The sequence below is a fragment of the Crossiella sp. S99.2 genome (genome assembly GCF_023094165.1).
GTDB lineage: Bacteria > Actinomycetota > Actinomycetes > Mycobacteriales > Pseudonocardiaceae > Crossiella.
Map to the genome: position 1 here is coordinate 551,481 of NZ_JALMDK010000006.1, position 25,977 is coordinate 577,457.

A 25,977-nucleotide genomic window follows, 5' to 3' on the forward strand; every position below is an offset into this window, starting at 1 on the left:
CTCCTGCGCAGGCGGGCCGGACTCCTTTCGGTTGGCTCATCGCACGCGGGTGATGACCACCCGCCGGATCAGGAACTTGCCGGGTTCCCTGACCTGCTCGAAGGCACTGCTGTTGAGCAGCGCGCAGCTGCCGGAGGGTCCGGTCACCGGCACCGTGGCAGACTTGTTGTTGTCCAGGTTGGTCACCTTGAGCAGGGTGCCGACCGGGAACTGGTTGCTGGTCGCGCCGGGTGCGCCGCCCTCGGCGGAGAGGGTGACCGTGTTGCCGCGGCAGACCACCTCGCCCGCGGCGCCGCCCGGGGCCGGGGCTGCGCTGGGGCTACTGGGCGGCGGGGCCGCGTTTCCGCCCTGGCCGGGGGCTTCGGGGCTGACCGCGCCGGTGCAGCCCGCGGTCTGACGGCGTTGCTGGATCAGGTCGACCACCGCCTGCCGGTTGGCGATGCGCGCGGCGGAGAGCGCGTCCGGATTCCGCTGCTGGCCCTGGATGAAGCTGAGGTTGTTGCGCAGCGCGGTGTCCAGGCCCGCGCAGGACTCCGCCGCCTCACCGGTGCCGGTGCTGATCGCGATCGCGCCGCCGGTCAGCGCCGCTACGCCGAGCACCGCGGCCGCGCCGATGGTCGCCGTTTTCCGGTGCCGTCCACCGCTGCCGAACAGAGGCATGCCGTTCTCCTTCGTCGTCACTGCCTGGTCAGGACCGGACAACGGAAAAGTCCCCGGTCGCGGTTCAGCGAAAGATGAGCTGGGCTCGCAATCGCGCCGGGATGCCCGGGGCGAACCGGGCCAGGTAGGCGTCCAGCTGACCGGGTTCGGCCAGCAGGAACGGCAGGTCGACCGGAAGCAGCCGCCGGATGGCCAGTAGCGGCAACGGTGCGCGCAGTGGGCGGAACTCCTGGTTCCACAGACCGGGTTCGGCGCAGTGCGGGTGGAACTGGCCGAGCATCAGACCGTCGGCGACGAACTCGGACTTGAGTTCCCGTTGCACCGCGTCGATCTCGGCCGGATCGGCTTCGGGCAGCACGAGCACGTAGGTGAGCAGTTCAGCGTCGGATGCGTCCATTGTGGACAGTGCCGCAGTGTAGGTGGCGCGCAGGCCGGTGAGGGTCTCGCGCAGGTCGCCGGGGCCGCCGAGGCCGAGGTGGAACAGGTCCCGGCGCAGGGCGGGGCGGGTGTACGGGCAGACCGGGCCGGTGCGGCCGAGATCAGGGTGGCCGGGGACCAGGAAGTCCTTGGCCCAGCGCAGGATCCGTGCCAGCGGCGGCAGATCGGCGGGCGGTGGTGACCCGGCCTCGATCTCGCTCGCGGTCCACAGTCGCGGGGTCATCGGACTGTCCTGGGCGCGCGCCACATCGGGCGCAGGCTGGGGCCCTCGGGCAGCTGGATGTCCAGGCCGTGCGTGGTGAAGCCGAGCAGCCGGGCCGCGGCCGCGCCACCGGGCGAGCTGGCCTCCAGGTAGATGGGCAGGCCGAGCCGGTCGCAGCGGTCGATCACGTACGGGGCGAGCATCCGGCCGCGGCCGGTGTGCTGGAGATCCGGGGCCACGCAGGCGAAACTGAAGTAGCAGTGCGGCTGGTCCTGGGGGTGCGCGGCGTCCTGGAGCCCACCGATGGCCCGCACCTTGGCCGCTTCCGGACCGAGCGCGGCGGTGAACCGGCGGTCCAGTTCGGCCTGCTGGAACCCGGTCAGCTCGGTGGCGCCCGGCGGCAGGGTGAGCAGCACGGAATCCAGGTCGACCGTGGTGTAGACGCCGTGGTTGGCCAGCGACAGGTCCAGGAACACCCGGAACATCCGCGGCAGCAGCGCCGTTCGTTGCCGCGGGTCCGGGAAGATCCACTCGACCAGCGGGTCCGCGGCGAAGGACTCGGCGAGCAGCCGGGTCAGCGTCGGGACGTCGGCCGGGGTGCCCTTGCGCACCAGGCGGTCCAGGGTGGTGGTGATCATGTGTCCTCCCGTTGCCGTACGAGTTCGGTGACCCGCCGGTGCAGCCGGTCCACACACGGCTCCGCCTCGGGTTTGAGCAGCACGCTGCGCAGCACCCGGGCGCAGGCGGCGTCCGCGCGCAGGCCGGGGTGGCGGCGACCGAGGTCGGCGGCGGGTACCCGCAGGGTGCTGAGGTAGACCGGGTCGGCCGGGTCGGCCATGCCCGCGGCCAGTGCCCGCGCCGATGCTCCGTCCACTTCGGACAGTGAGTCGCGCTGCGGGAAGTAGGTGAGGATGTCCAGTTCCGGCGGCTGGTAGAGGGTCAGCTCCGCGGACTTCTCAATCAGCTCGGCCCAGTGCAGTGCGGCCCGGCGGCCGGCCGCGACCACCTCGCCGAGCCCGGACCTGGTCAGCGGCAACACCTTCAGCGTCAGCCAGAACGCGGCCGCGGCGGCGCCGGCCCGGCTGCACTCCAGGGAGATCTCACCCAGATGCAGCTCGCCGGAGGTGAAGTAGGTGTAGGGCGAGTCGTGCCGGTAGAAGCGACCGACTCGGGGATCGGCGAACAGGACCGCGCCGCAGCCGTAGGGCTGGAGGCCGTGCTTGTGCGGGTCGACGGTCACCGAATCGCAGTGCCGGATCGCGGCGAAGGGTTCGGCCGGCACGCCCAACTCCCCCGCCAGCAAGGCGAAGAAGCCGCCGTAAGCCGCGTCCACGTGGATCCGGACGCCGTACTTCTCCTTCAGCGCGAGGGCTTCGTGGATCGGGTCCACCGCGCCGAGCCCGGCGGTGCCCGGGGTGAGCACCACGGTGCCGACGTCGCCCCGGCGCAGTTTCCGTTCCAGGACAGACATGTCCATCCGGCCCAGGCCGTCCACCGGCACCGGTTCGCTGGGCACGCCGAGCACCTGACACATCCGGCCGTGCGTGTAGTGCGCCTCCGCGCTGTGCAGCACCAGCTTGCCGGGGTGGGTTTCCCTGGCCACGAACAGCGCTTCCAGGTTGGCGATGGTGCCGCTGGTGGTCAGGTGGCCGAGGTGGGTCGGCAGCCCGAACATCCCGGCCAGCTGGGCGATCACCTCGCGTTCCATCCGCGCGGTGGCCGGGCCGCCGTCCAGGGCGTGGTTGTTCGGGTTGAGCAGCATCGCGGCCAGGTAGCCGGTGATCGCGGCCGGATGCGGTGGTTTGACCATCTGCGCGGCGTAGCGCGGGTGGAAGAACGGGTAGTTGTCCCGCATCCGCTCGCCGAACTCGGCGAAGGCTCGACCGAAGTCGGCGTCGCTGACCGCGTTCGCCGGATGCGGGGTGACCGGGCCGAACCCGGCCGCCCAGTCCTGCGCCTGGTCGACCGCGCTGCCCAGCCAGTATCGGAGATCCACGTGATCCAGCCTGGTCAGCGCGACTGCCCGGCACCTCCCACCGGGAGGGGAACCGGCTCGTCCCCCGGCGGGAGCCGGTCCCGGTTGCCAGGGGACCTTCGTCGCCGTATATTCGGAACCGAGTAATCGGAACGGAGCAGAGATGGCCACCAAGTACCGCCGCTCGAACCCCCTGGCACTGGCACTGCTGTCGCTGCTCTGGGAACGCGAGATGCACCCCTACGAGATGGCCACCACGCTGCGCGAACGGCACAAGGACGAGAGCGTCAAGCTCAACTGGGGCACGCTGTACACGGTGGTCGAATCGCTGAGCAAGCACGGCCTGATCGAGGTGGTGGAGGCCGAGCGGGACGGCCGACGGCCGGAGCGCACCCGCTACCGGCTGGCCGCGACCGGACTGACCGAGCTGAACGACTGGCTGCGCGAACTGATCTCGGTGCCACACAAGGAATATCCGCGGTTCGAGGCGGGCGTGTCCCTGCTCGGCATCCTGCCGCCGGAAGAGGCCGAGCGGCTACTCACCCAGCGCGCGGACACCCTGGCCGAACACGCCGACGGGCTGCGTTCGGTGATGGCCATGTTGCGGGAGCAGGGATTGCCCGCGCTGGCCTGGATCGAACTGGAGTACCGGGTGACCATGATCGAGGCCGAACAGCGCTGGGTACGCGAGGTGGCCGAGAGCATCCGGGAGAACACCATCGAGGGCGCGGACTGGTGGCGCGACTGGCACGCACGCGGTGCGAAACCCGGTCAGCTGCCGCCGTTCGGGCCCACCACAGACGTCCAGTCCGAAGTGGACTGACGAGCTTCTCGGCGCGGTGCGCCAACACCGCGCCGAGAAGTGGCTCGCAAGCACCGCGTGGCGGCTCCTGCGTCCGGTGACGCACACCCAGGATAGCCGGGACGCCGCGCGGATCATCCAGCACCGAAGGAGCATCCGCATGTCCGATATCAGTGGAGTTTTCCAGCGCCTGGTCGAGGCCTGGAACAACGGCGACGCCACCGCCTACGCCGCCCAGTTCACCGAGGACGTCGACTACGTCACCTTCCACGGCATGCACATCCGCGGCCGCGCGGAACTGGAAGCGGGGCACGCCAAGCTGTTCGCCGGTCCGCTCAAGGGGGTCAAGCTCGGCGGCGGATCCGCCGCGGCCGCGCCGCCCGCGGTGAAGTACCTCAGCCCGGAGGTCGCGGTGGTAGTCAACTCCGGCGGCAGCACGCTGCCCGAGGCGAACGCCCCTGCGCCCGAGCGGGATTCGGTCACCACCGCGGTCGTGGTGCGCACCGGCGGGGACTGGCTGATCAGCGCGTTCCAGGTGACCCGGCGGCAGGCGTTCTGATGCGCCGTCGACTCCTTGACGCCTGGCGTCAAGTACTTTACGTTTGCCGTCAAGTAGCAAGCGGAGGTACTCGATGCCCGTCCCGACGTCCTTCCACACCGCCCTCGTCGCGCAACTGCTGCGGCTGAGCGAGCAGCGGCTGCTCGACCCACTGGAGATCCTGCTCCAGTCAGCGGATCCGCTGACCACGGTGCGCACCTATCTGCGCGCCGCGGTGGAAACCCAGGCGGCGCAACTGCTCGGCCGGAACGAGTTGCTGGCCACGCACGCGGTGACCCGGCTGATCAGCGCGTTCTATCCGGGCGACAAGCCGTTCGACCCGCCGCTGGAGTGGTGGCAGACGCCGCTGGGCCAGGTCGTGGCCCGCCGGGTCGGGCACCCGGCCACCGAGGCGGTGCCGTACTCGGTGGCCGGGGCGATGCTCGGCGTCACCCGGCAGGGCGTGCACGACCTGGTCAACCGGCACAAGCTCGACCGGCATCCCGACGGTGGCGTGCGCACCGAGTCCGTCCGCGTCCGGCTACTCACCCGAAAGGACGGATTCGCATGGGGGACAACATGATGGAGCTGGTGGTCGAGTCCGGTCCGGTGCCGCTGGCGGTGCGGGACCACGGCGGGGACGGCCCGCCGCTGCTGCTGTTGCACGGACTCGGCGGCTCGATGGCGCACTGGGATCCGCTGCTCCCGGAGCTGACCGCGACCTACCGGGTGGTCCTGATGGACCTGCGTGGGCACGGCGGTTCCGGGACCGGGCCGTGGAGCTGGGCGGCGGCACTGGCCGATATCGAGGCGGTGATCGCCGAACTGGGGCTGGGCAATCCGGCGGTGGCCGGCATGTCACTGGGCGGCATGGTGGCCACCCGCTGGGCAGGCAGGCCGGGCTGTCCGGGCGCGGTGAACCTGGACGGCCTGCGTGGTTTCCTGACCACGCCGGAGAACTACCCCGGCCTGGATCCGGCCTTGCGGGACAAGGAAATCGCCCGGCTGCGGGTGCTCTTCGACGAGCAGGCCGCCGCGGTCACCGGGCCGCTGGCCCAGATCATCGCCGAGACCAGGGCGGCGCTGGACGAGGACCACATCGGCGCCTGCCTGGCCGCCCGGTCCCCGCTGCTGGTGGTCGTGGCCACCGAGAACCTGCCTGCCCAGCAACAGTTCCCGGAACTGGCCGAGGCGTTCCGCCGTGGCCTGGACCGGGATCTGGCCGCGCTCGACGATGTGTGGAATGTGCAGGTCGAGCGGATCGGCAGCTCGCACGCCATGGTCACCGAACACCCGGCCGAGGTGGCCAAGCTGATCCGGCGGTTCCTGGCAGGCTGAGCACACCGCGACCCACCGTCCACAGTGGATGGTGGGTCGCGGTGCTCAGGTCAGCAGCGGATCGGCTTGGCGTGCGCCGGATCCAGCGCGTTGAACACCAGCTGGGCGACCAGCGGGTCCACCGCGACCAGGACGTGCTCGGAGAAGTTGAGCGGGCACAGGTCCTGCAGCACGTAGTTCTTGGCGTTGGGCGCGTGCATCCAGCCGCTGGTGTGCGGCCAGACCGCCTGGTCGTAGCGGGTCATCACGTTGGTGTAGCTGACCCCGGGCACCGCGACGCCGTCCTGGTTGAGCTTCTTGAGGAAGTCCGAGCCGTTGAGGAACTGCAGCGCGGAGGGGAACACCGGCCCCATGATGCCGTCGATGATCGGGCCGAGGCCGAGTTTGCGGGCGAAGTCGAGCAGCTTGGGCAGGGCGAGCAGTTCGGTGCCGTTCCACAGCGGGGTCAGCGCCACGTAGCGGTTGACCTTGTCCTTGCCGCCGAGGAACTTCACGTAGTGGTTGGGCATCAGGCTGCCCTCGGAGTGCCCGACGATGTCCACCTTGCGCGCCCCGGTGTGCTTGAGCACCCGGTCCACGAACGCGCCGAACTCCTGGGCGCTCTGCTCCATCGGCAGCCGGCCGCCGATCTGGTTGATCGGGAACGGGGTCCCGGCAGGCACCCCGTAGGTCAGCGCGAACACGCAGTAGCCCCTGGCCTTGAGCTGCGGGGACAGGGTCAGCCAGTTCACGGTCATGTTCGCGCTGGCTCCATGCGCGAGCACCACCGGTTCGGGGTGGGCCTTGCTCGGCTTGCACGCCCAGTCATTGGCTCCGGGCGGTGATCCGGGTTCGGTCGGCGGTACCGCGGCGACGGCCGATCCGGCGCCCACCACCAGCACCGTCAAGGCTGTCACCAGGGCAAAGACCAGGGCACGCAACGTCATCATCGACACCAGGTGTCCCTTCCGTGAACAGGGTGGCCCCGGACCAATCGTGATCGCGGTCACGCTGTGGTGGAATGGGTGCGAGCACAGCCTTGACCCGTCCTCGTTTGTGCTCGCGCACAACAACGAGGTTGGGCGGTGCGACGGCGGTGACGACCCCGAGTTTCCCGGACGCGGTGCGCAGGCTGGCCAGGCAGCTGACCGGTCAGGTGCCCCGGCTCGCGCTCGCGCTGGCCACCCGGATCCGCGCCGAGGTGCCCGCCTACCAGGACGACCGGCTGGTCAGCTTCGCCGATCTGGTCGCCGAGTGCGAGGCCAACCTGGTGCAGGGCCTGCGCGATGTGGACAGCCCGTCCTGGAACGGCACGGACGCGGCCAGGGTGCTGGGCCGCCGCCGCGCCGAGCAGGGCTTCCCGGTGGAGGCGACCCTGCGCAGCTACCGCATCGGCGGGCAGTTCATGTGGGAGACCTTCGTCAGCGCGGCCGGCCCTGACCTGGGCGACCAGCGCGCGGTGCTGGCCGCCGCGACCACGCTGTGGACCTTCATCGACACCTACTCCGCCGCGCTGGCCGAGGGCCACCGGCTGGCCAGTGAGGACCGGGCGCGCACCGACACCGAGGTCCGCTCGGCGTTGCTGGAGGCGTTGTTCACCGGCAAGTCCGCGGCCGGGCGGTCGCTGCTGGACTGCGCCGCGGACCTCCGGCTGCCCGCGGGCGGCCGGTTCCTGGTGGTGGTCGCGGACACGCACGCGCTGCCCCGGATCGAGGAACGGCTGCGGCTGCGCGGCACGATCTCGGTGTGGCGGCAGGAGATCGACGCCCAGGCCGGCATCGTGCTGTTGTCCCCCAGCGGATCGCCGGAGCAGTTGTGCCTGCAGCTGGCCGGGCACACCAGGGCCAGGGTCGGGGTGAGCGCGGAGTACCACCAGATCGAGGCCACCCCGGCCGCCCGGCACGCCGCCGGACTGGCCCGCGCCGCGGTCGGCCCGCACGGACCGGGAGTGCTCAGACACGACCGGGCGCCGGTGCCGATCCTGCTGGCCAGCGCCCCGGAGGCGGCCCGCGCGGTGGCCCAGGCCGCGCTCGGCCCGGTGCTGGAACTGCCGGCGCGGGACCGGGAGCTGCTGCTGAGCACGCTGCGGGTCTGGCTCGGCCACGACGGCGCGACCAGTGCCGCGGCCGCCGAGCTGCATTGTCACCGGAACACGGTCCGGTACCGGTTGCGCAGGCTGGAGGACCTCACCGGACTGTCGCTGACCAGCCCGAAGGCGCTGAGCGAGTTACACCTCGCGCTGGAGGCGTTGCGTCTTCTGCCTCAGCATGACACCCCCGCTGAGCGGGTAGGTTCTTGATCGTGACTACTTCTCCGCCGGAGGGCGGCCGACGCCGACCGGGTCCCGCCCCCCGGTTGAGCCGGGACCTCATCGCCGAGGCGGTCCTGGGTGTCGGCTTCGAGGAGGTCACGGTCACCGCGGTGGCCCAGCGACTCAGCGCCACCCACGCCGCGCTGTACCGGCACGTCACCGACCGGGACGATCTGGTGCGGGCCGCGGTCGAACGGGTCGCCGACCGCGCGCCCCAGCCCGAACTGGGTCCGGACTGGGAACAGTTGCTGCGCGGCGAGGCATGGGTGCGCTGGCGGATCTTCACCGAGTACCCCGGGATCCGGCAGGCCATCGCCGGCCTGTCCTGGAACACCGATCCCTTCGGCGCCCGCTCGCTGCCGGTCATCCGGCACCTGATCAGCCTGCGTTTCCCGGCCGAGGCCGCGCTGCTGGCCACCGATGTGGTGATCGACATGGTGGACGAGTCCGCGGTGACCGCGGTGGACACCCGGCGGCTGGGCCCGGAGGCGGTGGGTCAGCGGATCCAGGACTCCTTCCCGGACCCCGAACTCGACGGCGAACTGCGCCGGATCGCCTTCCAGGCCATGGTCGAAGATCAGGACGTCTGGTTCGGCAACAAGCTGGACGTGGTGCTCGCGGGGATCCGCGTCACACTCGCTCCGGGGACAGCGGCTACCCCGACGGGTGACGCCTGACCCGCTGAGCCCGCACGCACCCCGGCCCGGCGTGATACTGCGGCGGTCACCCACCCGGGGAGGACTGCCATGAACGACCGGGGACTCACCCCGACCGATGTCCGCACCGTGGAGTTCAGCACTTCCTCGCTGCTCCGCCGCGGCTACGACGAGGGCGAGGTGGACGCCTTCCTCGACCGCGTGGAGGCCACCCTGCTGGGCAAGGATTCGGTCACCGCCCGCGACGTCGACGAGGTCACCTTCAGCAAACCCCCACTGGGCCGCCGCGGCTACAACGTGGACGAGGTCGACGCCTTCCTCGACCAGGTAGTAGCCACCCTCAGCACCCTGGACGAAGCCACCGGCTAATCCCGCCCACAATCCCGCGCGTGTTGGCCGTTGTCGTACACCGGTTTGGCCGTTACGGACGTCGAGTTGGCCGTTACGGACGGCGGTTTGGCCGGACCGGGACGTCGAGTCGGCCAGTTGGGCCAACTCGACGTCCAGAACGGCCAAACCGGCGTACGACTTGGGCCAACTCGGCGTACACAACGGCCAACACTCGCGGGGGTGGTTAGCCGCTGGTGCTGTCGCGGCCGGTTTCGATGTGGCCGGACAGGCGGCGGTGGAAGGTGGGGTCGCCCTGGGCGCGGATGGTGAGGTCGTACCAGCCGCGGGTGGGTGCGGCGGAGTGGTGCACGGTGCGGTCGGTGTGGGGGGCGAGGCGGATCTTGCGGCCGGCGACGTCGAAGGTCAGCGGGGTGCCGCCGGTGTTGCGCAGGGTCAGGCGGAGTAGGCGGGCGATGCCGGAGACCTCGGTCTCGACCTCGGCTGTGTTGTCCTTGCTGCCGCCGAACTCGCGACGGAAACCGTTGGGGCCCAACAGGGTCAGGCGGTAGGTCGGGCCGGTGAGCGGGACCGCGTCGGACTTGGCTCCGGCCACGTCGTAGTGGCGTGGGGCGGGGAACTCGCCGGCATAGGCGTGCAGGGACAGGTGGGCGCTGGCCTGGCCGGAGTTGCGCAGGCGCAGCACCAGGTGGGTGCGGGTGGCGTCCAGGGTGGCGGTCGCGTCCGGCTGGTACGGCAGGGCGCGGGCCGGGCGGACGCCGGGCTCCTGCACCGGCATGGCGGCCTTGGCCGGTGGGGCCGGGCGCCAGCGGGAGAGCGCGGGCGGGGTCTGCGCCGGTTCGGCTGGCACTCGGCCGGGGCGGCGGCCGTGGAAGTCGAAGGCCGAGGTCAGGTCGCCGGCGACGGTGCGGCGCCAGGCGCTGATGTTGGGCTCGCGCACGCCCAGCCAGCCTTCCAGGAAACGCAGTACCGAGGTGTGGTCGAAGACCTGGGAGTTGACGTAGCCGCCGACCGTCCACGGCGAGACGATGGTGGCCGGCACCCGGAAACCGAGACCGATGGGTAGGCCGTCCACGTACTCGTCCAGGGTGCCGGGCGGCGGGACCGGCGGCGGCACGTGGTCGAAGTAGCCGTCGTTCTCGTCGTAGTTGATGATCAGCGCGGTGTGCCGCCAGGTCTCCGGGTCCGAGGCCAGCGCGTCCAGCACCTGGTAGGTGATGCCCGCGCTGGCCGCCGGGGAGGACGCGCCGGGGTGCTCGGAGTCCAGGGCCGAGGGCACCAGGTAGGAGACCTGGGGCAGCGTGCCCGCGGCGATGTCCGCGCGCAGGTCCGCGGCGAGCCGGCCAGTCGGCACCCGGTGCAGGCCGCGGTCGTACAGCGCGCGCTCCTCGCCGGTCAGCGTGGCCACGCCCTTGGCCAGCAGGTCCAGAAGTCGTTGCCGCTCACCGGGTTCGGCGTCCCGGACCTTGCCGTAGAAGGTGTCCAGGCTCTTGAAGTCGCCGGCGGGCGCGAGGGCCTTGCGGGCGATGGCCTTGAAGCGGGCGAAGAACTCCAGCGCGTTGTCCTGGAAGTTGTCGAACTCCTGGTAGACCTTCCAGCTCCGCCCGGCCTGCTGCAACCGCTCCGGGTAGGTGGTCCAGTCATAACCAGGGTGGGTGTCCTCGGCGTAGGCCCAGTTGCGCACCGAACGACGGGTCTGGTTGGGCGGCGGCTCGAACCCGACCGTGCCGGTCATCAGGTACATCCGGTTCGGGTTGGTCGCGCCGAAAACCGAGCAGTGGTAGGCGTCGCACAGGGTGAAGGTGTCGGCCAGCTCGTGGTGGAACGGGATGTCGGTGCGGTCGTAGTAGGCCATGGTGGCCGGGGACTTCGCGCCGATCCAGCCGTCCAGCCTGCCCTGGCCCCAGGCCTTGTGCCCGCCGTCCCAGTCGTGGTCCAGGTCGCCGATGTAGTGCACCGCCGCGCCCGGCCGCTGGGCGTCCTTGGCCGCCTGCCGCACCGAGAACGGCAGCACCGGCTCGCCACCCGCCCTGGGCTGGGCGAACACCGAGGCGCCACCGGGCAGTTCGAGGGCGTTGCGGTCGCCGAAGCCGCGCACCCCGCGCAGGGTGCCGTAGTAGTGGTCGAAGGCCCGGTTCTCCTGCATGAGCACCACGACGTGGCGCAGGTCGCGCAGGCCACCGGTCGGGGCGGGCTGGGCCAGCGCACGGTGCACGGAAGGCGGCAACAACGAGCCGAGTGCGGCGGCGCCAAGGGTGGCGGCGCCGGCGGTGAGCACCCGGCGGCGGGAAACAGCGTTCATACCGCCAACCTGACCTGCCGCGACAGTCCTCTGCTAGGGGCGAAGGGGTGACCATCGTGTGAACGAATGGCCTGGACCGTTCCGGTCAGTACACTCACCGCTACGGACCGGGCGCACTCGGTTCCGGTCGGTCACCAGGGCAGGGAAGGTGGGCCGTGGAGCAGCGGCTGAGCTGGGTGCCGAAGGAAGTCGACGTCTCCAAACCGTCCGCGGCCCGGGTCTATGACTACTTCCTCGGCGGGAGCTACAACTTCGCGGTCGACCGCGCCTTCGCCCAGCAGCTACTCGCCGTCGCGCCCACCATGCCGATGGTGTGCCGGCAGAACCGCTCCTTCCTGCGCCGCGCGGTGCAGCACATCCTCGGCCACGGCGTGCGGCAGTTCCTCGACATCGGCTCCGGCCTGCCCACCACCGGCAACGTGCACGAGATCGCCCAGGCCGCCTACCCGGACGCGCGGGTGGTCTACGTGGACAACGAGCCGGTCGCGGTCGCGCACAGCGAGTTGATGTTGAAGGACAACGACTCCGCGGTCATCCTGCACGCCGATGTACGCGATCCCGAGGGCATCCTGAACGCCCCGGAGACCCGGTCGCTGATCGACTTCGACCAGCCGGTGGCGCTGCTCATGGTGGCCCTGCTGCACTTCGTGCCGGACGCGGACGAGCCCGCCGAGTTCATGGCGCGCTACCGGGACGTGCTCGCACCGGGCAGTTTCCTCGCGCTGTCCCAGGGCACCGAGGAGCGGCAGCCGCCGCAGGTGCACGCGGTGCGCGACCTGTACAACCAGCGCGCCAACCGGGTCACCACCCGGACCAGTGCGGAGATCACCTCGTTCCTGGGCGATTTCCACATCGTCGAGCCGGGGCTGGTGTTCACCCCGGAATGGCGGCCGGAGTCGCCATCGGACGTGCCGGACGAACCCGAACTGGCCGGGTTCTACGCGATTGTGGGGCGGAAACCGTGACCGTGGTCGATCGTCGGCTGTGGGTGCCGACCGAGGTGAACGTGGACGCGCCGAGCGCGGCCAGGGTGTATGACTACCTGCTCGGCGGCAGCTACAACTTCGCCGCCGACCGCGCGTTCGCGCAGCAGGCGATCGGCATCCACCCCGGGCTGCCGATGGTGTGCCGGGAGAACCGGTCCTTCCTGCGCCGCGCGGTGCGGCACTGCGTGGCCAACGGGATCACCCAGTTCCTCGACATCGGCTCCGGCCTGCCCACCAGCGGCAACGTGCACGAGGTGGCCCCGGAGGCGCGGGTGGTCTACGTGGACAACGAGCCGGTGGCGGTCGCGCACAGCCGGATGATGCTCAAGGACAGCGACCGGGCCGCGATCGTGCACGCCGACCTGCGGGATCCGGAGACCATCCTGGACGCCCCGGAGACCAGGCGATTACTCGACTTCGATCAGCCGGTCGGGTTGCTCATCGTGGCCGTGTTGCACTTCGTGCTGGACACCGACCTGGTGAAGACTGTGCTCGCCCGCTACCGCGACCAGCTCGCACCAGGCAGCTTCCTGGTCCTCTCGCACGGCACCCTCGAACAGCAGGCGCCCTCGGCCAAGGCGATCCAGGACCTCTACAACCGCAGTCCCAACAAGGTCATCACCCGCACGAAGCAGGAGTGCATCGAGTTGATGGACGGTTTCGACCTGGTCGAGCCCGGGGTCGTGTTCACCCCGCTGTGGCGGCCCGAGCCACTCGCCGAGAAGCTCGACCGGCCTGAGGACGCGGGCTGGTACGGGATGGCTGGCAGGCTGCTATGACCGAGACCCCCAGGTCCAGCTGGGTGCCCCAGGGTGTGGACGTGGAGCGCCCGAGCGCGGCGCGCATCTACGACTACTACCTGGGGGGCGGGTACAACTTCGAGTCCGACCGGCAGTTCGCCCGCAAGGCCATCTCGCTGCTGCCGAGCCTGCCGATGATCGCCCAGCTGAACCGGGTGTTCCTGCGCCGGGCGGTGCGCTTCTGCGTGCGGAACGGGATCCGGCAGTTCCTGGACATCGGCTCCGGCATCCCGAGCGTGGGCAACGTGCACGAGGTGGCCCGGCAGGTCGACCCGGCGGCGCGGGTGGTCTATGTGGACAACGAGCCGGTCGCGGTCGCGCACAGCCGGATGATGCTGTCCCAGGACAGCCAGACCGCGGTGGTGCAGGCCGACGTGCGCGATCCGGAGTCCATTCTCGGCTCGCCGGAGGCCCGGCGGCTGCTCGACTTCGACGAGCCGGTGGCGGTGCTGATGGTGGCGCTGCTGCACTTCGTCCCGCACGCCGACGAGCCCAAGGCCTTCCTGGCCCAGTACCGGGACGCGATGGCGCCGGGCAGTTACCTGGCGCTCTCGCACGCCACCCTGGAGCACCAGCCGGCCATCACCGAGCAGGTCCGACAGCTCTATGAGAACAGCCAGAACCCGATGACCTCGCGCACCAGGGCCGAGCTGGAGATCCTCTTCGACGGCTTCGACCTGGTCGCCCCCGGCATCGTGTTCACCCCGGCCTGGCGACCGGACAGCCCGGAGGAGGTCGGGGAGGACCCCGAACGGTCGGTGATCTACGCGGCGGTCGGGCGACGGCGGTGACCCTGGATGGCTGACCACGCGACGTTCGCCAGTGCCTGGACCGCACAGGTCTACGGCACCAGCTTCGTCTCGCTGTCCCGGCCGGAGACCGAGCGCTTCCTGCTCGGCCTGACCGGCAGGCTGGTCACCGCCCTCACCACCGACCCGTTCAGCGCGGTGCCCGCCGCGCAGGTCGCCGAAGACCTGGTCGCTGCGCACTACACCGGACCCACCGTGCTGGACCGGACCCTGCGCCTGGTCGGCGACCACTTACTGTCCACAGTGGACTTACCGGCGAACGGCGAGCTGCCCAGCCGGGTGGTGGCGCTGATGGCCGCGCTGGCCGCCGGGTACGCCGATGCCTTGCGCGAGCGCACTTTCGACGAGCAGGAGACGATCAAACGGGCCGTGCTGCGGGCCCGCGACGACGCGGAGAGCGCGCTGCGCGCCAGCGACGCCCGGTTCCGGGCGATGTTCTCGGTGTCCCCCATCGGCATCGCGATCACCGGCCTGGACGGGCGGATCGTGGAGGCCAACAGCGCGCTGCAGGAGATCCTGCGCAGCTCGGCCTCGGCGTTGTCCGGCTGCACCCTGGTCGAGCTGGTGCACCCCGACGACGCCGCCGCGCTGACCCGGTGCGAGGCCGAGCTGGACACCGGCGAGGTCGAGCTGTACCGCACCGAGAAGCGTTTCCTGCTGCCCGACGGCGACCTGGTGTGGACCTACGTCTCGGTGGCGCTGATCCACGACAGCCGGGGCGCGCCCGCCTACCGGATGGCCATGGTCGAGGACATCTCCCAGCGCCACCTGCTCTACGAACAACTGCGCCGCCAGACCCTGCACGACCAGCTCACCGGCCTGCCCAACCGGGCCAGGTTCACCGCCGCGGTGGACGGCCTGCTCGGCCAGGCCGGACCGAACGCGCGGGTGGCGCTGTGCCTGTTCGACCTGGACGGGTTCCGGGTGGTCAACGGCGGGCTCGGGCCGGTGGTCGGCGATGAGGTGCTCAAGGAGGTGGGCGCCCGGATCCGGGACACCGTGGCCGCGGAGCCGGGCGCGCTGGCCGCCTACCTGGGCGGGGACCGGTTCGCGGTGCTGCTGCCCCGCTGCGGCAGCGTGCAGGCCGCGGTGACCGCCACCGAGCGGGTGCTGGCCGCCATCGGCGAGCCGATCCAGGTCGTCGGGCACCGGCTGACCGTCTCGGCCAGCGCCGGTGTGGTGGAACGCGCCGCCCCCGGGGTGCGCACCCCGGACCTGTTACGCGATGCCGACATCACCCTGCACTGGGCCAAAACCGACGGCCGCGGCCAGTGGACCCTCTTCGACACCGACCGGGCCAAACGGGAGCGGATCCGCTACGAGATGGCCACCACCATCGCGCTGGCCATGGACAACGAGGAGTTCTACCTGGAGTACCAGCCGGTGGTGCGGCTGCGGGACGGCCTGGTGCGCGGAGTGGAGGCGCTGCTGCGCTGGGACCACCCCGAGCTGGGCGTGCTGGTCCAGGACGATTTCTGCGAGCTGGCCGAGGACATCGGGCTGATCGTGCGGCTGGGCAAGTGGGTGCTGCGACTGGCCTGCGCCCAGGCCGCGACCTGGTCGGCCGAACTGGGCGAGCGGGCGCCCGCGGTGAGCGTGAACCTGTGCCCGCGTCAGCTCCGCGACGCCGATCTGGTGCGCGATGTGCAAACGATCCTGCGGGAGACCGGGCTGCCGCCGCAGCGGCTGTGGCTGGAGGTCCCGGAAAGCGCAGTCCCGGTGGAAGCCACCGAGGCCATCGAGACCCTGACCATCCTGGCCGAGATGGGCGTGGAGATCCTCCTGGATCGCTTCGGCAAGGACCCGGCCGATCCGGCGCACCTGCGGAACCTGCCGCTGCACGCGGTGAAGGTGTACCGGATGCCGCTGGCCGGACTCGGCGGCACCGGCGCCGACCCCGCCAGGGAACGGATGGTCTCGGACCTGATCGCGCTGGCGCACGTGCTGGAGCTGCCGGTGATCGTGGAGCACGTGGCCGACGCGGACCAGGCCCAGCGGCTCACCGAACTGGGCTGCGACGCCGGTCAGGGGCCTTACTTCGGCGTCGCGGGCACGCCGGAGGACGCGCGGGCGCTGCTGTCCGGGCACTCCCCCAGCCGAGGTTGAGTAGTTCCCCGCTGTGCCGGGGGCCCGGTCTCGACGAGTATTTCCGGCAGACGGCGCGCCCGGGTAGCAGGGGGAGGGCGATTGCCAGGGGGACCCGGCGAGGGGGATCTTGCCGGGCTGGTTCGGGGTGATCGAACCGGGCGCGTCGTCTATGGGGCCGTCAGCCGGCGAGCAGGGGTTCGCCGACGAGATCCAGTGCCACCCGCACGAAGCGGGCGATCCACGGCGAGCGTGAGCCGGCCGGCCAGGCGATCACCGTCCGGTACGGGCTGGCGTCGCGGACCGGCCGGTAGACGATGTCCGAGCGCGGGTTGAGCCTGGCCAGCGTGCTCGGCACCAGTCCGACCGCCTGGCCGAGCGCGATGATCTCCAGCAGCTGCGAGCTGTCCCGCACCTCGGGGCCATCCGGCAGATCATGATCACGACCCGCCCAGTAGGCCCGCTCGGCCAGGTCCGCGCCCGGCCACCGCGGCATCGGCTGACCGATCAGATCGGCGCACTCCAGCGCCACCCGGCCGGCCAGCTCGTGCCCGGCCGGCAGCGCGGCCACCCGCGGTTCGCACAGCAGCGGCGCCACATCGAACCCGGCGTGCTCGGCCGGGGAGCCGATCAGGGCCAGGTCGACGCGGCCGTCCCGGAGCATCGGCGACTGCTCCCCGTACCCGCTGACCAGCACCTCCACCCGCTCCTGCGCCGACTGCGCGGCGTAGGCGGCCACGATCCGGCGGAGCAGGTCGGTGGCCACGCCCGCCTTCGCGGTGACCACCACCGTCGGCGTGACCGCGCCGGAGCGCCGGGTGCGGTGCACCGCGGCCGACAGCGCGTCGAAGACCCGCCCGGACTCGGTGACCAGGGCGTGCCCCGCGGCGGTCAGCTCCACCCGGCGGGTGTCCCGGAGGAACAGCGGCACGCCGAGGCGGCGTTCCAGCTGGCGGATCGCCCTGGACAGCGCGGGCTGCGCGATGCCCAGCCCGGCCGCCGCCCGGGAGAAGTTCAGCTCCTGCGCGACCGCCCGGAAGTAGCGCAGTTCCCGCACCTCCACCTCACTCATGCCGCCAGGGTATAAGCACAGACCAAACCGGTCTTTCCGGAATCGGGTGGGCGCTGCTGAAGTGGGGGCGTGGACAACGAGGTGGCGCTGGTGACCGGCGCCAACAAAGGCATTGGCAAGGAGATCGCGCGGGGCCTGGCCGCCGCGGGACTGACCGTGTACCTGGGCGCCCGTGATCTTGGACGTGGCGAACAGGCGGCCCGGGAGCTGGGCGGCGACGTCCGGGTGCTCCAGCTGGAGGTGACCGACGAGGCCGGGGTGCGGGCCGCGGTGGACCGGATCGAGGCCGAGACCGGCCGACTGGACGTGCTGGTCAACAACGCGGGTGTGGCCCTGGATTGGGGCGCCGGACCGGATCTGGCCACCGCCGAGGCACTCCGGCAGACCTTCGAGGTCAACGTGTTCGGCGTGGTCGCGGTGACCAGGGCCTGCCTGGGACTGCTGCGCCGGGCCCCGGTCGGGCGGGTGGTCAACGTGTCCAGCCCACTGGGCTCACTGGGCCTGCTCAGCGATCCGGACCATCCGATCGCGCAGCGGCACCTGCTCGCCTACAGCTCGGCCAAGGCCGCGCTGAACGCGATCACCCTGCTGCACGCCAACGCGTTGCGCCCGGACGGCGTGCTGGTCAACGCGGCCAGCCCCGGCCTGGTGGCCACCGATCTCAACATCGATTCCCCGTTCCCCCGCGGCGAGCGGACCCCGGCCGAGAGCGCCGAGGTGCCGCTGCGGCTGGCGCTGCTCGGCGCGGACGGCCCGACCGGGCAGTTCTGGGGCGAGCAGGGACCCATTCCGTGGTGACCGGAGCAGGAGACATGAGCGAAACGCACAAACAGACCGTCCAGGACTTCCTCAACCTGGTCTTCAACGACAAGGACCCTGCGGCGGCCTTCGCCCGCTACGTGCACCCGGACTACGTCCAGCACAACCCGCACGCCCCGGACGGGGCCGCGGCCTCGGCGAGCTTCCTGGGCGGCTTCCTCGCGCGGTTCCCGGAGCTGCGGCTGGAGATCAAACGGGTCTTCGCCGACGGGGACCACGTGATCACGCACGGGCATATGAAGCTGACGCCGGAGAACCAGGGGTCGGCGATCATGGACATCGTGCGGCTGCGCGACGGGCGGATCGCCGAGCACTGGGACGTGGCCCAGGAGGTGCCCGAGTCGCCCGCGAACGGCAACACCATGTTCTAGGTCCTAAGCTGGGCACTCGTGCTCTACCGACTGCTCTTCACCCTGGTACTGCGGCGACTCGACGCCGAACAGGCGCACCACCTCAGCTTCCGCGCGTTGCGGCTGCTGGCCGCGATTCCCGGGGTGCTGCCGCTGATGCGCAGACTGTTCGCCCCGCGTGATCCGGCGCTGCGCACCAGGGTGCTCGGCCTGGACCTGCCAGGGCCGCTCGGACTGGCCGCCGGGTTCGACAAGGACGCCACCGCGCCGGACGCGCTGGCCGCGCTGGGTTTCGGGTTCGTCGAGATCGGCACGCTCACCGCGCAGGCCCAGCCGGGCAACCCGAAGCCGCGGTTGTTCCGGCTGCTCGCCGACCGGGCCATCGTGAACCGGATGGGCTTCAACAACGGCGGTTCGGCCGCGGCGGCCCAGCGGCTGCGGGCCCGGCGCGGGCAGCCCGCCGTGGTCGGGGTGAACATCGGCAAGACCAAGACCACCCCCGAGGCCGAGGCCGTCGGCGACTACGTGACCAGCGCGAAGCTGCTGGCCGGAGTCGCCGACTACTTCGTGGTCAACGTCAGCTCGCCGAACACCCCCGGCCTGCGCAACCTCCAGGCAGTCGACCAGCTCCGGCCGCTGCTCACCGGCGTGCGGGCGGCACTGGACGAGGCGAGCAGCCGCCGGGTGCCGCTGCTGGTCAAGATCGCGCCGGACCTCTCCGACGAGGACGTGGACGCCGTCGCCGACCTGGCCCTGGAGCTGGGCCTGGACGGGATCATCGCCACCAACACCACCATCGGCCGGGACGGCCTGGCCACCTCGGCCGCCGAGGTCGAGGCGGCCGGGGCGGGCGGGCTCTCCGGCGCGCCGCTGAAGGACCGGTCGCTGGTGGTGCTGCGCAGGCTGCGCGCCCGGGTGGGCGATCGGCTGGTGCTGGTGGCGGTCGGCGGCATCGAGTCGGCCGAGGACGTGTGGCAGCGACTGCGCGCGGGTGCGAGTCTGGTGCAGGGCTACACCGGGCTGATCTACGGCGGCCCGCTGTGGCCGCGGCGGATCCACCGCGACCTGTCCAGGAGGCTTCGTGCCAGCGGATATGACTCCCTCGACCAGGTGGTTGCGGCCGACTGACCCGGTCAGCGGTTTACAAGGTCGGGCCGGTTCTTGAAAATCACTGGCATGCTTCGCCTCCTGCGCATGCTCGTGTGCCTGCTGCTGGTGGCGCCGCTGCTGGCCTCCGGTCCGGCGGGCGCGACCGCCCCGGCCGCCTGCCCGGAACCGGCCCAGCCCAAGCGGCAGCTGCGCGGGCTGTGGATCGCCAGCGTGTCCAACATCAACTGGCCGTCCCGGGCCGGGCTGCCGGTGGCCCAGCAGCAGGATGAGTACCGGCGGCTGCTGGACCGGGCCAAGGCCCTGCGGTTCAACGCGGTGTTCATGCAGATCCGCCCGGCCTCGGACGCGTTCTACCCGTCCACTCGCGAACCGTGGTCGCAGTTCCTGACCGGCACCCAGGGCCAGGATCCCGGCTATGACCCGCTGGCCTTCCTGATCGCCGAGGCACGGGCCCGGAACCTGGAGTTCCACGGCTGGTTCAACCCGTACCGGGCCAGCATCCAGCCGGACCCGGCCCGGCTGGCGCCCAATCACCCGGCGCGGGTGCACCCGGACTGGGTGACCCGCTACGGCAACCAGCTCGTCTACAACCCCGGCGTGCCCGCGGTGCGCACACACGTCCGGGAGGTGCTCGCCGACGTGCTCGGCCGCTACGACCTGGACGGCGTGCACTTCGACGACTACTTCTACCCGTACCCGATCGCCGGGCAGGAGTTCCCGGACGAGGCGACCTACCGCGAGCACGGGGCCGGGTTCCCGGTGAAGGCGGACTGGCGGCGGGACAACGTGAACAAGCTGATCCGCGAGGTCGGCGAACTGATCGGCGCGAGCCACCCGCACGTGGCCTTCGGGGTCAGCCCGTTCGGGGTGTGGCGGGACAAGCGCACCGACCCGACCGGGTCGGAGACCACCGCCGGGGTGCACAACTACGACGATCTCTACGCCGACACCCGGACCTGGATCCGCAACGCCTGGATCGACTACGTGGCCCCGCAGGTGTACTGGAGCATCGGCTACCCGCCCGCGGCCTACGACAAGCTGATTCCCTGGTGGGCCAAGGAGGTCGAGGGCACCGGGGTGTCCCTCTACATCGGACAGGGCGCCTACAAGATCGGCACCACCAACCCGGCGGCCTGGGCCGACCCGGAGGAGATGCCGAAACACCTGGCGTTCAACAAGAACCACCCCGCGGTCGGCGGCGACATCTACTACAACATCAACAGCGTGTTCGCGAACCCGTTGGGCATCGCCGACCGCCTGCGCAACGACCAGCAGCGCTACCCCGCCCTGGTCCCGATCCGCCGCACCATCCCCGGCACCCCGCCGGGCGCGCCGATCGCCTTGCGCGCCACGGTGAATCCGGGTGGCGGCTACCAGCTGACCTGGCAGCCGAGCACGGCCGCGGCCGCGTACGCGGTGTACCGGCTGCCCGGCCACCAGTCCGTCACCGACTGCTCCACCGTCGACCCGGCCACCCTGCTGGGCACCACCCGCGGCCTGTCGCTGCTCGACGCGAGCGCGCCGCTGGACCGCCGGTTCACCTACCTGGTCACCGCGCTGGACCGCACCCACCGGGAAAGCACGCCGCGCCCCGTGTGGGTGCCCGCCTTCTGGGAGTTCTGATGCGCCGTCTGCTCGTCACCCTGCTGGCCGCGTTATGCGCTGTGCTCGCGGCCCCCGCCACGGCCAACGCCGGAAAGTCCACCATGATCGACTTCCACACCTGGCAATCCGTCCACGACTTCCACCAGGGCGCCAACGAGGGCACCGCCCCCACCCCGGCCGGCCTGACCCTGGCCCGCCCCGCCGGAACCAGTAGCTACGCGGATCCGCACACCGGCAAGACCCGCGACTACGAGTACGCCCGCTGGACCTCGTCCCGCCGCACGGTGTCCTTCCCCGCCACCGAACTGGTGACATCCTGGAACGCCACCACCCCCGCCGACACCTGGCTGCAGGTCGAACTGCGCGGCCGCGGCGGCGGGTCCACTGTGGACAGCAAGTGGTACGTGATGGGCCGGTGGGCCTCGGCGGACTCCCTGATCAAACGAACCACGGTGCCAAACCAGGGCGACGCCAACGGTTTCGTCGACGTCGACACCTTCAAAGCGGCCAAACCCTGGACCTCCTACCAACTCCGGGTCACCCTGTACCGCGTCCCCGGCAGCACCGCGACCCCGAAGCTGACCATGGCCGGCGCGATGGCCTCAGCCATCCCCGACCGCTTCATCGTGCCCACCAGCGGCCCCGGCGGCGCCTGGGGCATGGAACTCCCAGTCCCCCGCTACTCCCAGAACCTGCACCGCGGCAACTTCCCCGAGTACGGCGGCGGCGGCGAGGTCTGGTGCAGCCCCACCTCCACCCAGATGGTCCTGGAGTACTGGGGCCGCAAGCCCTCGCCCGACCAGATGTCCTGGATCCCGAAGGGCTACACCGATCCCACCGTGGCCTACGCCGCCCGCAACAACTACGACTACGACTACGAAGGCACCGGCAACTGGCCGTTCAACACCGCCTACGCCGCCAGCTTCGGCCTCGCCGGCCACATCACCCGCCTCAGCTCCCTGACCGAGCTGGAACGCTATATCCGCCAGGGCATTCCGGTGATCACCTCACAGTCGTTCCTGGCCTCCGAACTCGACGGCGCGGGCTACGGCACCTCCGGCCACATCATGGTGGTGGTCGGCTTCACCCGCACCGGCGACGTAATCGCCAACGACCCAGCCTCACCGAACAACCCGGCAGTCCGCCACGTCTACAAACGCACCCAATTCGAGAACATCTGGCAACGCACCAAGCGCTACCGAGCCGACGGCTCAGTAGCCACCGGCCCAGGCGGCATCGCCTACGTAATCCACCCCCGCTGGCTCCCCCTCCCCTAACCCCAGGACGGCGTGTTGGCCGTTGTCGTACGGCGAGTTGGCCGTTACGGACGCCGAGTTGGCCGTTATGGACGCCGAGTTGGCCGTTGTTGTACGCCATAGGCAGCTGCGGTCGGGCGAAGCCGAAAACCGGTGGCCGGGCTGGCTTTTCGAGAACTCCATCCGAGCGGTTCCCCGTCCTTTGATTTCTGCCCGTCCGGCGAGGACGCCCTTGATCTTGCTCTTCGCTCGTGCACCTTCAAAAACGAAAGCGAAGATCAAAAAAGGATGGCCTCGCCGGCCGGGCAGACCACCGGAGGGGTGGGGCAGATCAAGAGCCGGGTCCAGCGGGTTGCGGGGCTGGGCAGGCTGCCGGGGCCGGATCCAGCGTGGCTCCGAGGGCTCGCGTGTTCTCCGCACGACCTTCCGCCAGCCAACCACACCTCACCGAGCGGCCCCGGTCTCGTTGGGTGGGATTGGCGGCGGATTGTGTTGCAGGGGCCACTCGGCGAGGTGTGGTCTGCATGCTCCAGGCCGTACGGAGAAGACACGAGAGCCCTCGTCGTGGGGTTTTCACCCCACCCCCGCCCCACAACGGCCAACTCGGCGTCCATAACAGCCAACTCGGCGTCCATAACGGCCAACTCGGCGTACGACAACGGCCAACACTCGCGGAGAGGTGAGGCTCTCCGCGAGGGTTCGCGGGTTAGGGGCGGTAGTAGCCGCCGCCTCCGCCGTGGCCTCCGCCGCGACCGCGGCCGGTGAGGCGGGCGAGCAGGCGTTGGAGCTTGGCTCGGTTGCGGGGCTTGGCGGCGTGCTTGCGGGCCTGGTGGATCAGGCGCTGGCCCTTCGGGCTTGATGCGAAGCGGGCGAGCTTGGAGAACAGTCCGGCCATCTCAACTCCTCAAGTTCAGCGGTCGGGTGTTCCCGGTTTACCCGGACGGGGGATGTCCGAATCGCCGGGAACGTGTCCGCCCATTGGAACGTACGCATGGCACCTCCGGTTCCCGGGCGGCCTGGGGCAAGATGCGCAGCATGCGCGTTTCCATGCTCGCCGCCACCCTTGCCCTGGCCGTGGCCGCCACTGCCTGCGCCCCGGCTGACCAGCCCGGACCAGCCAATCCGTCGGACTGCGCCAAGGGCTCGCTGAAGACCGTCGCCGCGGGCAAGCTCACCTTCGGCACCGACGAACCCGCCTACGAGCCGTGGTTCGCCGGGAACGACCCGGCCAGTGGCAAGGGCTTCGAGTCGGCGGTGGCCTATGCCATCGCGGGCAAGCTCGGGTTCGCCAAACCGGAGGTGTCCTGGGTGCGGGTGCCGTTCAACGCGGCCATCCAGCCCGGTCCGAAGACCTTCGACGCGGACCTGAACCAGTTCTCCATCACCGATGAGCGGCGCAACGCGGTGGACTTCTCCGCCGCCTACTACACCGTGCGCCAGGCCGTGGTCGCGCTGAAGGAATCCCCGGCCGCCGGCGCCAAGTCCGTGGCCGAACTGGCCGGGTTCACCCTGGGCGCCCAGGTCGGCACCACCAGTTACGACGCGGTGAGCAACCAGATCAAGCCGAAGAAGCAGGCCGCGGTCTACAACACCAACGACGACGCCAAGCAGGCCCTGCGCAACAACCAGATCCAGGCGCTGGTGGTGGACCTGCCCACCGCGTTCTACATCACCTCGGCCGAGATCTCCGAGGCGGTCATCGTCGGCCAACTGCCCGCGGGCAGTGGCAAGCCGGAGCAGTTCGGCGCGGTGCTGGACAAGGGCAATGCGCTCACCGGCTGCTTCTCCAAGGCCGTGGACGCGCTGCGCGAGGACGGCACGCTGAAGAAGCTGGAGCAGGAGTGGCTGGCCACCGCCGGCAAGGCGCCGGAACTCTCGTGACCGCACTGGAACCCAGTCCGATCCAGCGGGAACGCCTGGCCTACCAGCGTTCCCGCCGGCACCGCTCCACCGCGGTCGCGCTGCTGTCCACTGTGGTCTTCGCGGTCGCGGCCTGGCTGGTGATCACCAGCGCGCCGGGCTGGCCGCGGGTGCGGGAGACCTTCTTCAACTACGACGCCGCGGTCAAGGCGCTGCCCGCGGTGCTGGACGGGCTGTGGCTCAACATCCGGGTGCTCGTGGTGTGCGAGGTGCTGATCCTGGCGCTGGGCCTGGGCATCGCCGCGCTGCGCAGCCTGCGTGGCCCGGTGTGGTTCCCGCTGCGCGCGCTGGCCACCGGCTACGTGGACCTCTTCCGTGGCCTGCCGCTGATCATCGTGCTGTTCCTGGTCGGCTTCGGCCTGCCCGGCCTGCGGCTGACCGGCATCCCGAACGAGCCGGTGATCCTGGGCTCGATCGCGCTGGTGCTGGTCTACTCCGCCTACGTGGCCGAGGTGTTCCGGGCCGGCATCGACTCGGTGCACCCCTCGCAACGCGCCTCGGCCCGCTCGATCGGGCTGACACACGCCCAGACCATGCGGATCGTGGTGCTGCCGCAGGCGGTGCGCCGGGTGCTGCCACCCCTGCTCAACGACTTTGTCGCACTGCAGAAGGACTGCGGGCTGATCTCGGTGCTGGGCGCGGTGGACGCGGTGCGCGCGGCGCAGATCTCCTCGGCCACCGCCTACAACTTCACCCCGTACGTGCTGGCCGGGTTGCTGTTCGTGCTGCTGGCGGTGCCCTCGGGCCGGCTGGCCGACTGGGCGAGCGCCCGCGCCGCGCGGCGGCAGAGTGGTGGGGGTTTGGCATGAGTCCTGCCGGCAGGGACGAATCATTGGCACAGCGCGAACCAGTGTTGCGAGTGCGGAACCTGGTGAAGCGGTATCACGGGAACCCGGTGCTGGGCGGGGTTGATCTCGACGTCGCCGAGCACGAGGTCGTGGTGCTGATCGGCGCGTCCGGCTCCGGCAAGTCCACGCTGCTGCGCTGCGTGAACCTCCTGGAAGAACTGGACGACGGCCAGATCCTGTTGGACGGCAACGACATCTCGCACCCACGCACCGATCCGGACGTGGCCAGGCGGCGGATGGGCGTGGTGTTCCAGGCGTTCAACCTGTTCCCGCATCTGTCCGTTGTGGACAATGTGACCCTCGCGCCCCGGGTCGTGCACAAGGTCGCCAAGGACCAGGCCGAGACGCAGGCGCTCGCCCTGCTGGAGCGGGTTGGGTTGGCGGACAAGGCGAACAGCTACCCGGACCGGCTCTCCGGCGGTCAGCAGCAGCGGGTCGCCATCGCCCGCGCGCTGGCCTACGAACCCCGGTTGCTGCTGCTGGACGAGATCACCAGCGCACTGGACCCGGAACTGGTCGGCGAAGTCCTCGCCCTGGTGCGGGAACTGGCCGGGCAGGGGCGGACGCTGCTGATGGCCACGCACGAGATGGGCTTCGCCAAACAGGTCGCCGACCGGGTGGTCTTCCTCGACGGCGGCGTGGTGCTGGAGCAGGGCCCGCCGGAACAGGTGCTCGGCGATCCGGTCGAACCCCGCACCCGGCAGTTCCTCAGCCGGATCATCGCCGCGGGCCGGCTCTAGGCCGCACGGTGGCCGCGCTCCGGGAGAG

The 25,977-nt window shown here is 70.8% G+C and carries 27 protein-coding genes; 19 read left to right on the top strand and 8 right to left on the bottom strand.

What is annotated here, in order from left to right; genetic code table 11:
- Nucleotides 1-36: 36 nt before the first annotated feature.
- The 4 genes from MZC64_RS25715 to MZC64_RS25730 all read right to left on the bottom strand — a co-directional run bounded on the left by MZC64_RS25715 (nt 37) and on the right by MZC64_RS25730 (nt 3,296).
- Nucleotides 37-660: a septal ring lytic transglycosylase RlpA family protein gene (locus MZC64_RS25715; RefSeq protein WP_247759123.1), complete on the bottom strand. Its 624-nt coding sequence runs from the start codon at nt 658-660 to the stop codon at nt 37-39.
- Nucleotides 661-724: 64 nt separating this feature from the next.
- Nucleotides 725-1,321, bottom strand: a complete 597-nt coding sequence (locus MZC64_RS25720; RefSeq protein WP_247759122.1) for a DUF6875 domain-containing protein — start codon at nt 1,319-1,321, stop codon at nt 725-727.
- Nucleotides 1,318-1,938: a hypothetical protein gene (locus MZC64_RS25725; protein ID WP_247759121.1), complete on the bottom strand. Its 621-nt coding sequence runs from the start codon at nt 1,936-1,938 to the stop codon at nt 1,318-1,320. Before MZC64_RS25725 ends, MZC64_RS25720 begins: the two co-directional genes overlap by 4 nt.
- Nucleotides 1,935-3,296, bottom strand: coding sequence for an aminotransferase class I/II-fold pyridoxal phosphate-dependent enzyme (locus MZC64_RS25730; RefSeq protein ID WP_247759120.1), 1,362 nt, complete (start codon nt 3,294-3,296; stop codon nt 1,935-1,937). The genes MZC64_RS25725 and MZC64_RS25730 overlap by 4 nt, the downstream gene beginning before the upstream one ends.
- Before the next feature lie 142 nt (nt 3,297-3,438).
- Between MZC64_RS25730 and MZC64_RS25735 the strand changes: the two genes are divergently transcribed.
- The 4 genes from MZC64_RS25735 to MZC64_RS25750 all read left to right on the top strand — a co-directional run bounded on the left by MZC64_RS25735 (nt 3,439) and on the right by MZC64_RS25750 (nt 5,953).
- Entirely contained in the window at nt 3,439-4,098 is a 660-nt protein-coding gene (locus tag MZC64_RS25735; protein WP_247759119.1) for a PadR family transcriptional regulator, read from the top strand.
- Nucleotides 4,099-4,237: 139 nt separating this feature from the next.
- Nucleotides 4,238-4,636, top strand: coding sequence for an SgcJ/EcaC family oxidoreductase (locus MZC64_RS25740; protein ID WP_247759118.1), 399 nt, complete (start codon nt 4,238-4,240; stop codon nt 4,634-4,636).
- A gap of 73 nt (nt 4,637-4,709) precedes the next feature.
- Nucleotides 4,710-5,198, top strand: a complete 489-nt coding sequence (locus MZC64_RS25745) for a hypothetical protein (RefSeq protein ID WP_247759117.1) — start codon at nt 4,710-4,712, stop codon at nt 5,196-5,198.
- Nucleotides 5,183-5,953, top strand: coding sequence for an alpha/beta fold hydrolase (locus MZC64_RS25750; RefSeq protein ID WP_247759116.1), 771 nt, complete (start codon nt 5,183-5,185; stop codon nt 5,951-5,953). Before MZC64_RS25745 ends, MZC64_RS25750 begins: the two co-directional genes overlap by 16 nt.
- A 50-nt stretch (nt 5,954-6,003) precedes the next feature.
- Here the strand turns inward: MZC64_RS25750 and MZC64_RS25755 are convergent, their stop codons facing one another.
- Nucleotides 6,004-6,882, bottom strand: coding sequence for an alpha/beta fold hydrolase (locus tag MZC64_RS25755; protein ID WP_247759896.1), 879 nt, complete (start codon nt 6,880-6,882; stop codon nt 6,004-6,006).
- Nucleotides 6,883-7,028: 146 nt separating this feature from the next.
- On the opposite strand from MZC64_RS25755, the gene MZC64_RS25760 reads away from it, so the two are divergent.
- The 3 genes from MZC64_RS25760 (at nt 7,029) to MZC64_RS48015 (ending at nt 9,268) form a co-directional block, all read left to right on the top strand.
- A complete protein-coding gene (locus MZC64_RS25760; RefSeq protein ID WP_247759115.1) occupies nt 7,029-8,231 on the top strand; it encodes a helix-turn-helix domain-containing protein in 1,203 nt (400 codons plus the stop codon).
- A gap of 2 nt (nt 8,232-8,233) precedes the next feature.
- Nucleotides 8,234-8,920 (top strand): TetR/AcrR family transcriptional regulator, encoded by a 687-nt coding sequence (locus MZC64_RS25765; RefSeq protein WP_247759114.1) that lies wholly within the window; start codon nt 8,234-8,236, stop codon nt 8,918-8,920.
- Between the two features lie 69 nt (nt 8,921-8,989).
- A complete protein-coding gene (locus MZC64_RS48015) occupies nt 8,990-9,268 on the top strand; it encodes a DivIVA domain-containing protein (RefSeq protein ID WP_282105816.1) in 279 nt (92 codons plus the stop codon).
- Nucleotides 9,269-9,473: 205 nt separating this feature from the next.
- On the opposite strand, the gene MZC64_RS25780 is transcribed toward MZC64_RS48015, so the two are convergent.
- On the bottom strand, nt 9,474-11,549 hold the full coding sequence (locus MZC64_RS25780) for a phosphocholine-specific phospholipase C (protein WP_247759113.1): 2,076 nt from the start codon (nt 11,547-11,549) through the stop codon (nt 9,474-9,476).
- A gap of 155 nt (nt 11,550-11,704) precedes the next feature.
- Between MZC64_RS25780 and MZC64_RS25785 the strand changes: the two genes are divergently transcribed.
- The 4 genes from MZC64_RS25785 to MZC64_RS25800 are packed head-to-tail and all read left to right on the top strand — an operon-like array spanning nt 11,705 to nt 16,250.
- Nucleotides 11,705-12,514, top strand: a complete 810-nt coding sequence (locus MZC64_RS25785; RefSeq protein ID WP_247759112.1) for an SAM-dependent methyltransferase — start codon at nt 11,705-11,707, stop codon at nt 12,512-12,514.
- Nucleotides 12,511-13,314 (top strand): SAM-dependent methyltransferase, encoded by an 804-nt coding sequence (locus MZC64_RS25790; RefSeq protein ID WP_247759111.1) that lies wholly within the window; start codon nt 12,511-12,513, stop codon nt 13,312-13,314. The genes MZC64_RS25785 and MZC64_RS25790 overlap by 4 nt, the downstream gene beginning before the upstream one ends.
- Entirely contained in the window at nt 13,311-14,126 is an 816-nt protein-coding gene (locus tag MZC64_RS25795; protein WP_247759110.1) for an SAM-dependent methyltransferase, read from the top strand. The genes MZC64_RS25790 and MZC64_RS25795 overlap by 4 nt, the downstream gene beginning before the upstream one ends.
- 6 nt (nt 14,127-14,132) lie before the next feature.
- Nucleotides 14,133-16,250, top strand: coding sequence for a bifunctional diguanylate cyclase/phosphodiesterase (locus tag MZC64_RS25800; RefSeq protein WP_247759109.1), 2,118 nt, complete (start codon nt 14,133-14,135; stop codon nt 16,248-16,250).
- Nucleotides 16,251-16,410: 160 nt separating this feature from the next.
- Here the strand turns inward: MZC64_RS25800 and MZC64_RS25805 are convergent, their stop codons facing one another.
- Nucleotides 16,411-17,301, bottom strand: coding sequence for a LysR family transcriptional regulator (locus MZC64_RS25805; RefSeq protein WP_247759108.1), 891 nt, complete (start codon nt 17,299-17,301; stop codon nt 16,411-16,413).
- A 69-nt stretch (nt 17,302-17,370) separates the two neighbouring features.
- Here MZC64_RS25805 and MZC64_RS25810 point away from each other — a divergent pair, with 69 nt between their 5' ends.
- The 5 genes from MZC64_RS25810 to MZC64_RS25830 are packed head-to-tail and all read left to right on the top strand — an operon-like array spanning nt 17,371 to nt 22,462.
- A complete protein-coding gene (locus tag MZC64_RS25810; RefSeq protein WP_247759107.1) occupies nt 17,371-18,099 on the top strand; it encodes an SDR family oxidoreductase in 729 nt (242 codons plus the stop codon).
- Nucleotides 18,100-18,113: 14 nt separating this feature from the next.
- A complete protein-coding gene (locus tag MZC64_RS25815; RefSeq protein ID WP_247759106.1) occupies nt 18,114-18,491 on the top strand; it encodes a nuclear transport factor 2 family protein in 378 nt (125 codons plus the stop codon).
- 18 nt (nt 18,492-18,509) lie between these two features.
- Nucleotides 18,510-19,598: a quinone-dependent dihydroorotate dehydrogenase gene (locus MZC64_RS25820; protein WP_247759105.1), complete on the top strand. Its 1,089-nt coding sequence runs from the start codon at nt 18,510-18,512 to the stop codon at nt 19,596-19,598.
- Nucleotides 19,599-19,646: 48 nt separating this feature from the next.
- Nucleotides 19,647-21,203, top strand: a complete 1,557-nt coding sequence (locus MZC64_RS25825; RefSeq protein WP_247759104.1) for a glycoside hydrolase family 10 protein — start codon at nt 19,647-19,649, stop codon at nt 21,201-21,203.
- On the top strand, nt 21,203-22,462 hold the full coding sequence (locus MZC64_RS25830) for a C39 family peptidase (RefSeq protein WP_247759103.1): 1,260 nt from the start codon (nt 21,203-21,205) through the stop codon (nt 22,460-22,462). Before MZC64_RS25825 ends, MZC64_RS25830 begins: the two co-directional genes overlap by 1 nt.
- Nucleotides 22,463-23,147: 685 nt before the next feature.
- Here MZC64_RS25830 and MZC64_RS25835 read toward each other — a convergent pair.
- The gene (locus MZC64_RS25835; RefSeq protein ID WP_247759100.1) at nt 23,148-23,336 is read right to left on the bottom strand and encodes a hypothetical protein; all 189 of its coding nucleotides are present in this window, start codon (nt 23,334-23,336) and stop codon (nt 23,148-23,150) included.
- 140 nt (nt 23,337-23,476) lie between these two features.
- On the opposite strand from MZC64_RS25835, the gene MZC64_RS25840 reads away from it, so the two are divergent.
- The 3 genes from MZC64_RS25840 to MZC64_RS25850 are packed head-to-tail and all read left to right on the top strand — an operon-like array spanning nt 23,477 to nt 25,949.
- Nucleotides 23,477-24,322 carry an ABC transporter substrate-binding protein gene (locus MZC64_RS25840; RefSeq protein WP_247759098.1) on the top strand — a complete coding sequence of 282 codons (846 nt, stop codon included), beginning with the start codon at nt 23,477-23,479 and terminating at the stop codon, nt 24,320-24,322.
- The gene (locus MZC64_RS25845) at nt 24,319-25,170 is read left to right on the top strand and encodes an amino acid ABC transporter permease (protein WP_247759091.1); all 852 of its coding nucleotides are present in this window, start codon (nt 24,319-24,321) and stop codon (nt 25,168-25,170) included. Before MZC64_RS25840 ends, MZC64_RS25845 begins: the two co-directional genes overlap by 4 nt.
- Nucleotides 25,167-25,949 carry an amino acid ABC transporter ATP-binding protein gene (locus tag MZC64_RS25850; RefSeq protein ID WP_374205793.1) on the top strand — a complete coding sequence of 261 codons (783 nt, stop codon included), beginning with the start codon at nt 25,167-25,169 and terminating at the stop codon, nt 25,947-25,949. Before MZC64_RS25845 ends, MZC64_RS25850 begins: the two co-directional genes overlap by 4 nt.
- Nucleotides 25,950-25,977: the final 28 nt, after the last annotated feature.

What these genes read in the sequence shown, in the direction of transcription:
- MZC64_RS25715 (WP_247759123.1), bottom strand. Translation starts at nt 660, where the DNA reads ATGCCTCTGTTCGGCAGCGGTGGACGGCACCGGAAAACGGCGACCATC.
- MZC64_RS25835 (WP_247759100.1), bottom strand. Translation starts at nt 23,336, where the DNA reads ATGGCCGGACTGTTCTCCAAGCTCGCCCGCTTCGCATCAAGCCCGAAG.
- MZC64_RS25755 (WP_247759896.1), bottom strand. Translation starts at nt 6,882, where the DNA reads ATGATGACGTTGCGTGCCCTGGTCTTTGCCCTGGTGACAGCCTTGACG.
- MZC64_RS48015 (WP_282105816.1), top strand. Translation starts at nt 8,990, where the DNA reads ATGAACGACCGGGGACTCACCCCGACCGATGTCCGCACCGTGGAGTTC.
- MZC64_RS25815 (WP_247759106.1), top strand. Translation starts at nt 18,114, where the DNA reads ATGAGCGAAACGCACAAACAGACCGTCCAGGACTTCCTCAACCTGGTC.
- MZC64_RS25735 (WP_247759119.1), top strand. Translation starts at nt 3,439, where the DNA reads ATGGCCACCAAGTACCGCCGCTCGAACCCCCTGGCACTGGCACTGCTG.
- MZC64_RS25840 (WP_247759098.1), top strand. Translation starts at nt 23,477, where the DNA reads ATGCGCGTTTCCATGCTCGCCGCCACCCTTGCCCTGGCCGTGGCCGCC.
- MZC64_RS25850 (WP_374205793.1), top strand. Translation starts at nt 25,167, where the DNA reads ATGAGTCCTGCCGGCAGGGACGAATCATTGGCACAGCGCGAACCAGTG.
- MZC64_RS25780 (WP_247759113.1), bottom strand. Translation starts at nt 11,549, where the DNA reads ATGAACGCTGTTTCCCGCCGCCGGGTGCTCACCGCCGGCGCCGCCACC.
- MZC64_RS25750 (WP_247759116.1), top strand. Translation starts at nt 5,183, where the DNA reads ATGGGGGACAACATGATGGAGCTGGTGGTCGAGTCCGGTCCGGTGCCG.
- MZC64_RS25720 (WP_247759122.1), bottom strand. Translation starts at nt 1,321, where the DNA reads ATGACCCCGCGACTGTGGACCGCGAGCGAGATCGAGGCCGGGTCACCA.
- MZC64_RS25795 (WP_247759110.1), top strand. Translation starts at nt 13,311, where the DNA reads ATGACCGAGACCCCCAGGTCCAGCTGGGTGCCCCAGGGTGTGGACGTG.
- MZC64_RS25740 (WP_247759118.1), top strand. Translation starts at nt 4,238, where the DNA reads ATGTCCGATATCAGTGGAGTTTTCCAGCGCCTGGTCGAGGCCTGGAAC.
- MZC64_RS25805 (WP_247759108.1), bottom strand. Translation starts at nt 17,301, where the DNA reads ATGAGTGAGGTGGAGGTGCGGGAACTGCGCTACTTCCGGGCGGTCGCG.
- MZC64_RS25825 (WP_247759104.1), top strand. Translation starts at nt 19,647, where the DNA reads ATGCTTCGCCTCCTGCGCATGCTCGTGTGCCTGCTGCTGGTGGCGCCG.
- MZC64_RS25745 (WP_247759117.1), top strand. Translation starts at nt 4,710, where the DNA reads ATGCCCGTCCCGACGTCCTTCCACACCGCCCTCGTCGCGCAACTGCTG.
- MZC64_RS25830 (WP_247759103.1), top strand. Translation starts at nt 21,203, where the DNA reads ATGCGCCGTCTGCTCGTCACCCTGCTGGCCGCGTTATGCGCTGTGCTC.
- MZC64_RS25725 (WP_247759121.1), bottom strand. Translation starts at nt 1,938, where the DNA reads ATGATCACCACCACCCTGGACCGCCTGGTGCGCAAGGGCACCCCGGCC.
- MZC64_RS25800 (WP_247759109.1), top strand. Translation starts at nt 14,133, where the DNA reads ATGGCTGACCACGCGACGTTCGCCAGTGCCTGGACCGCACAGGTCTAC.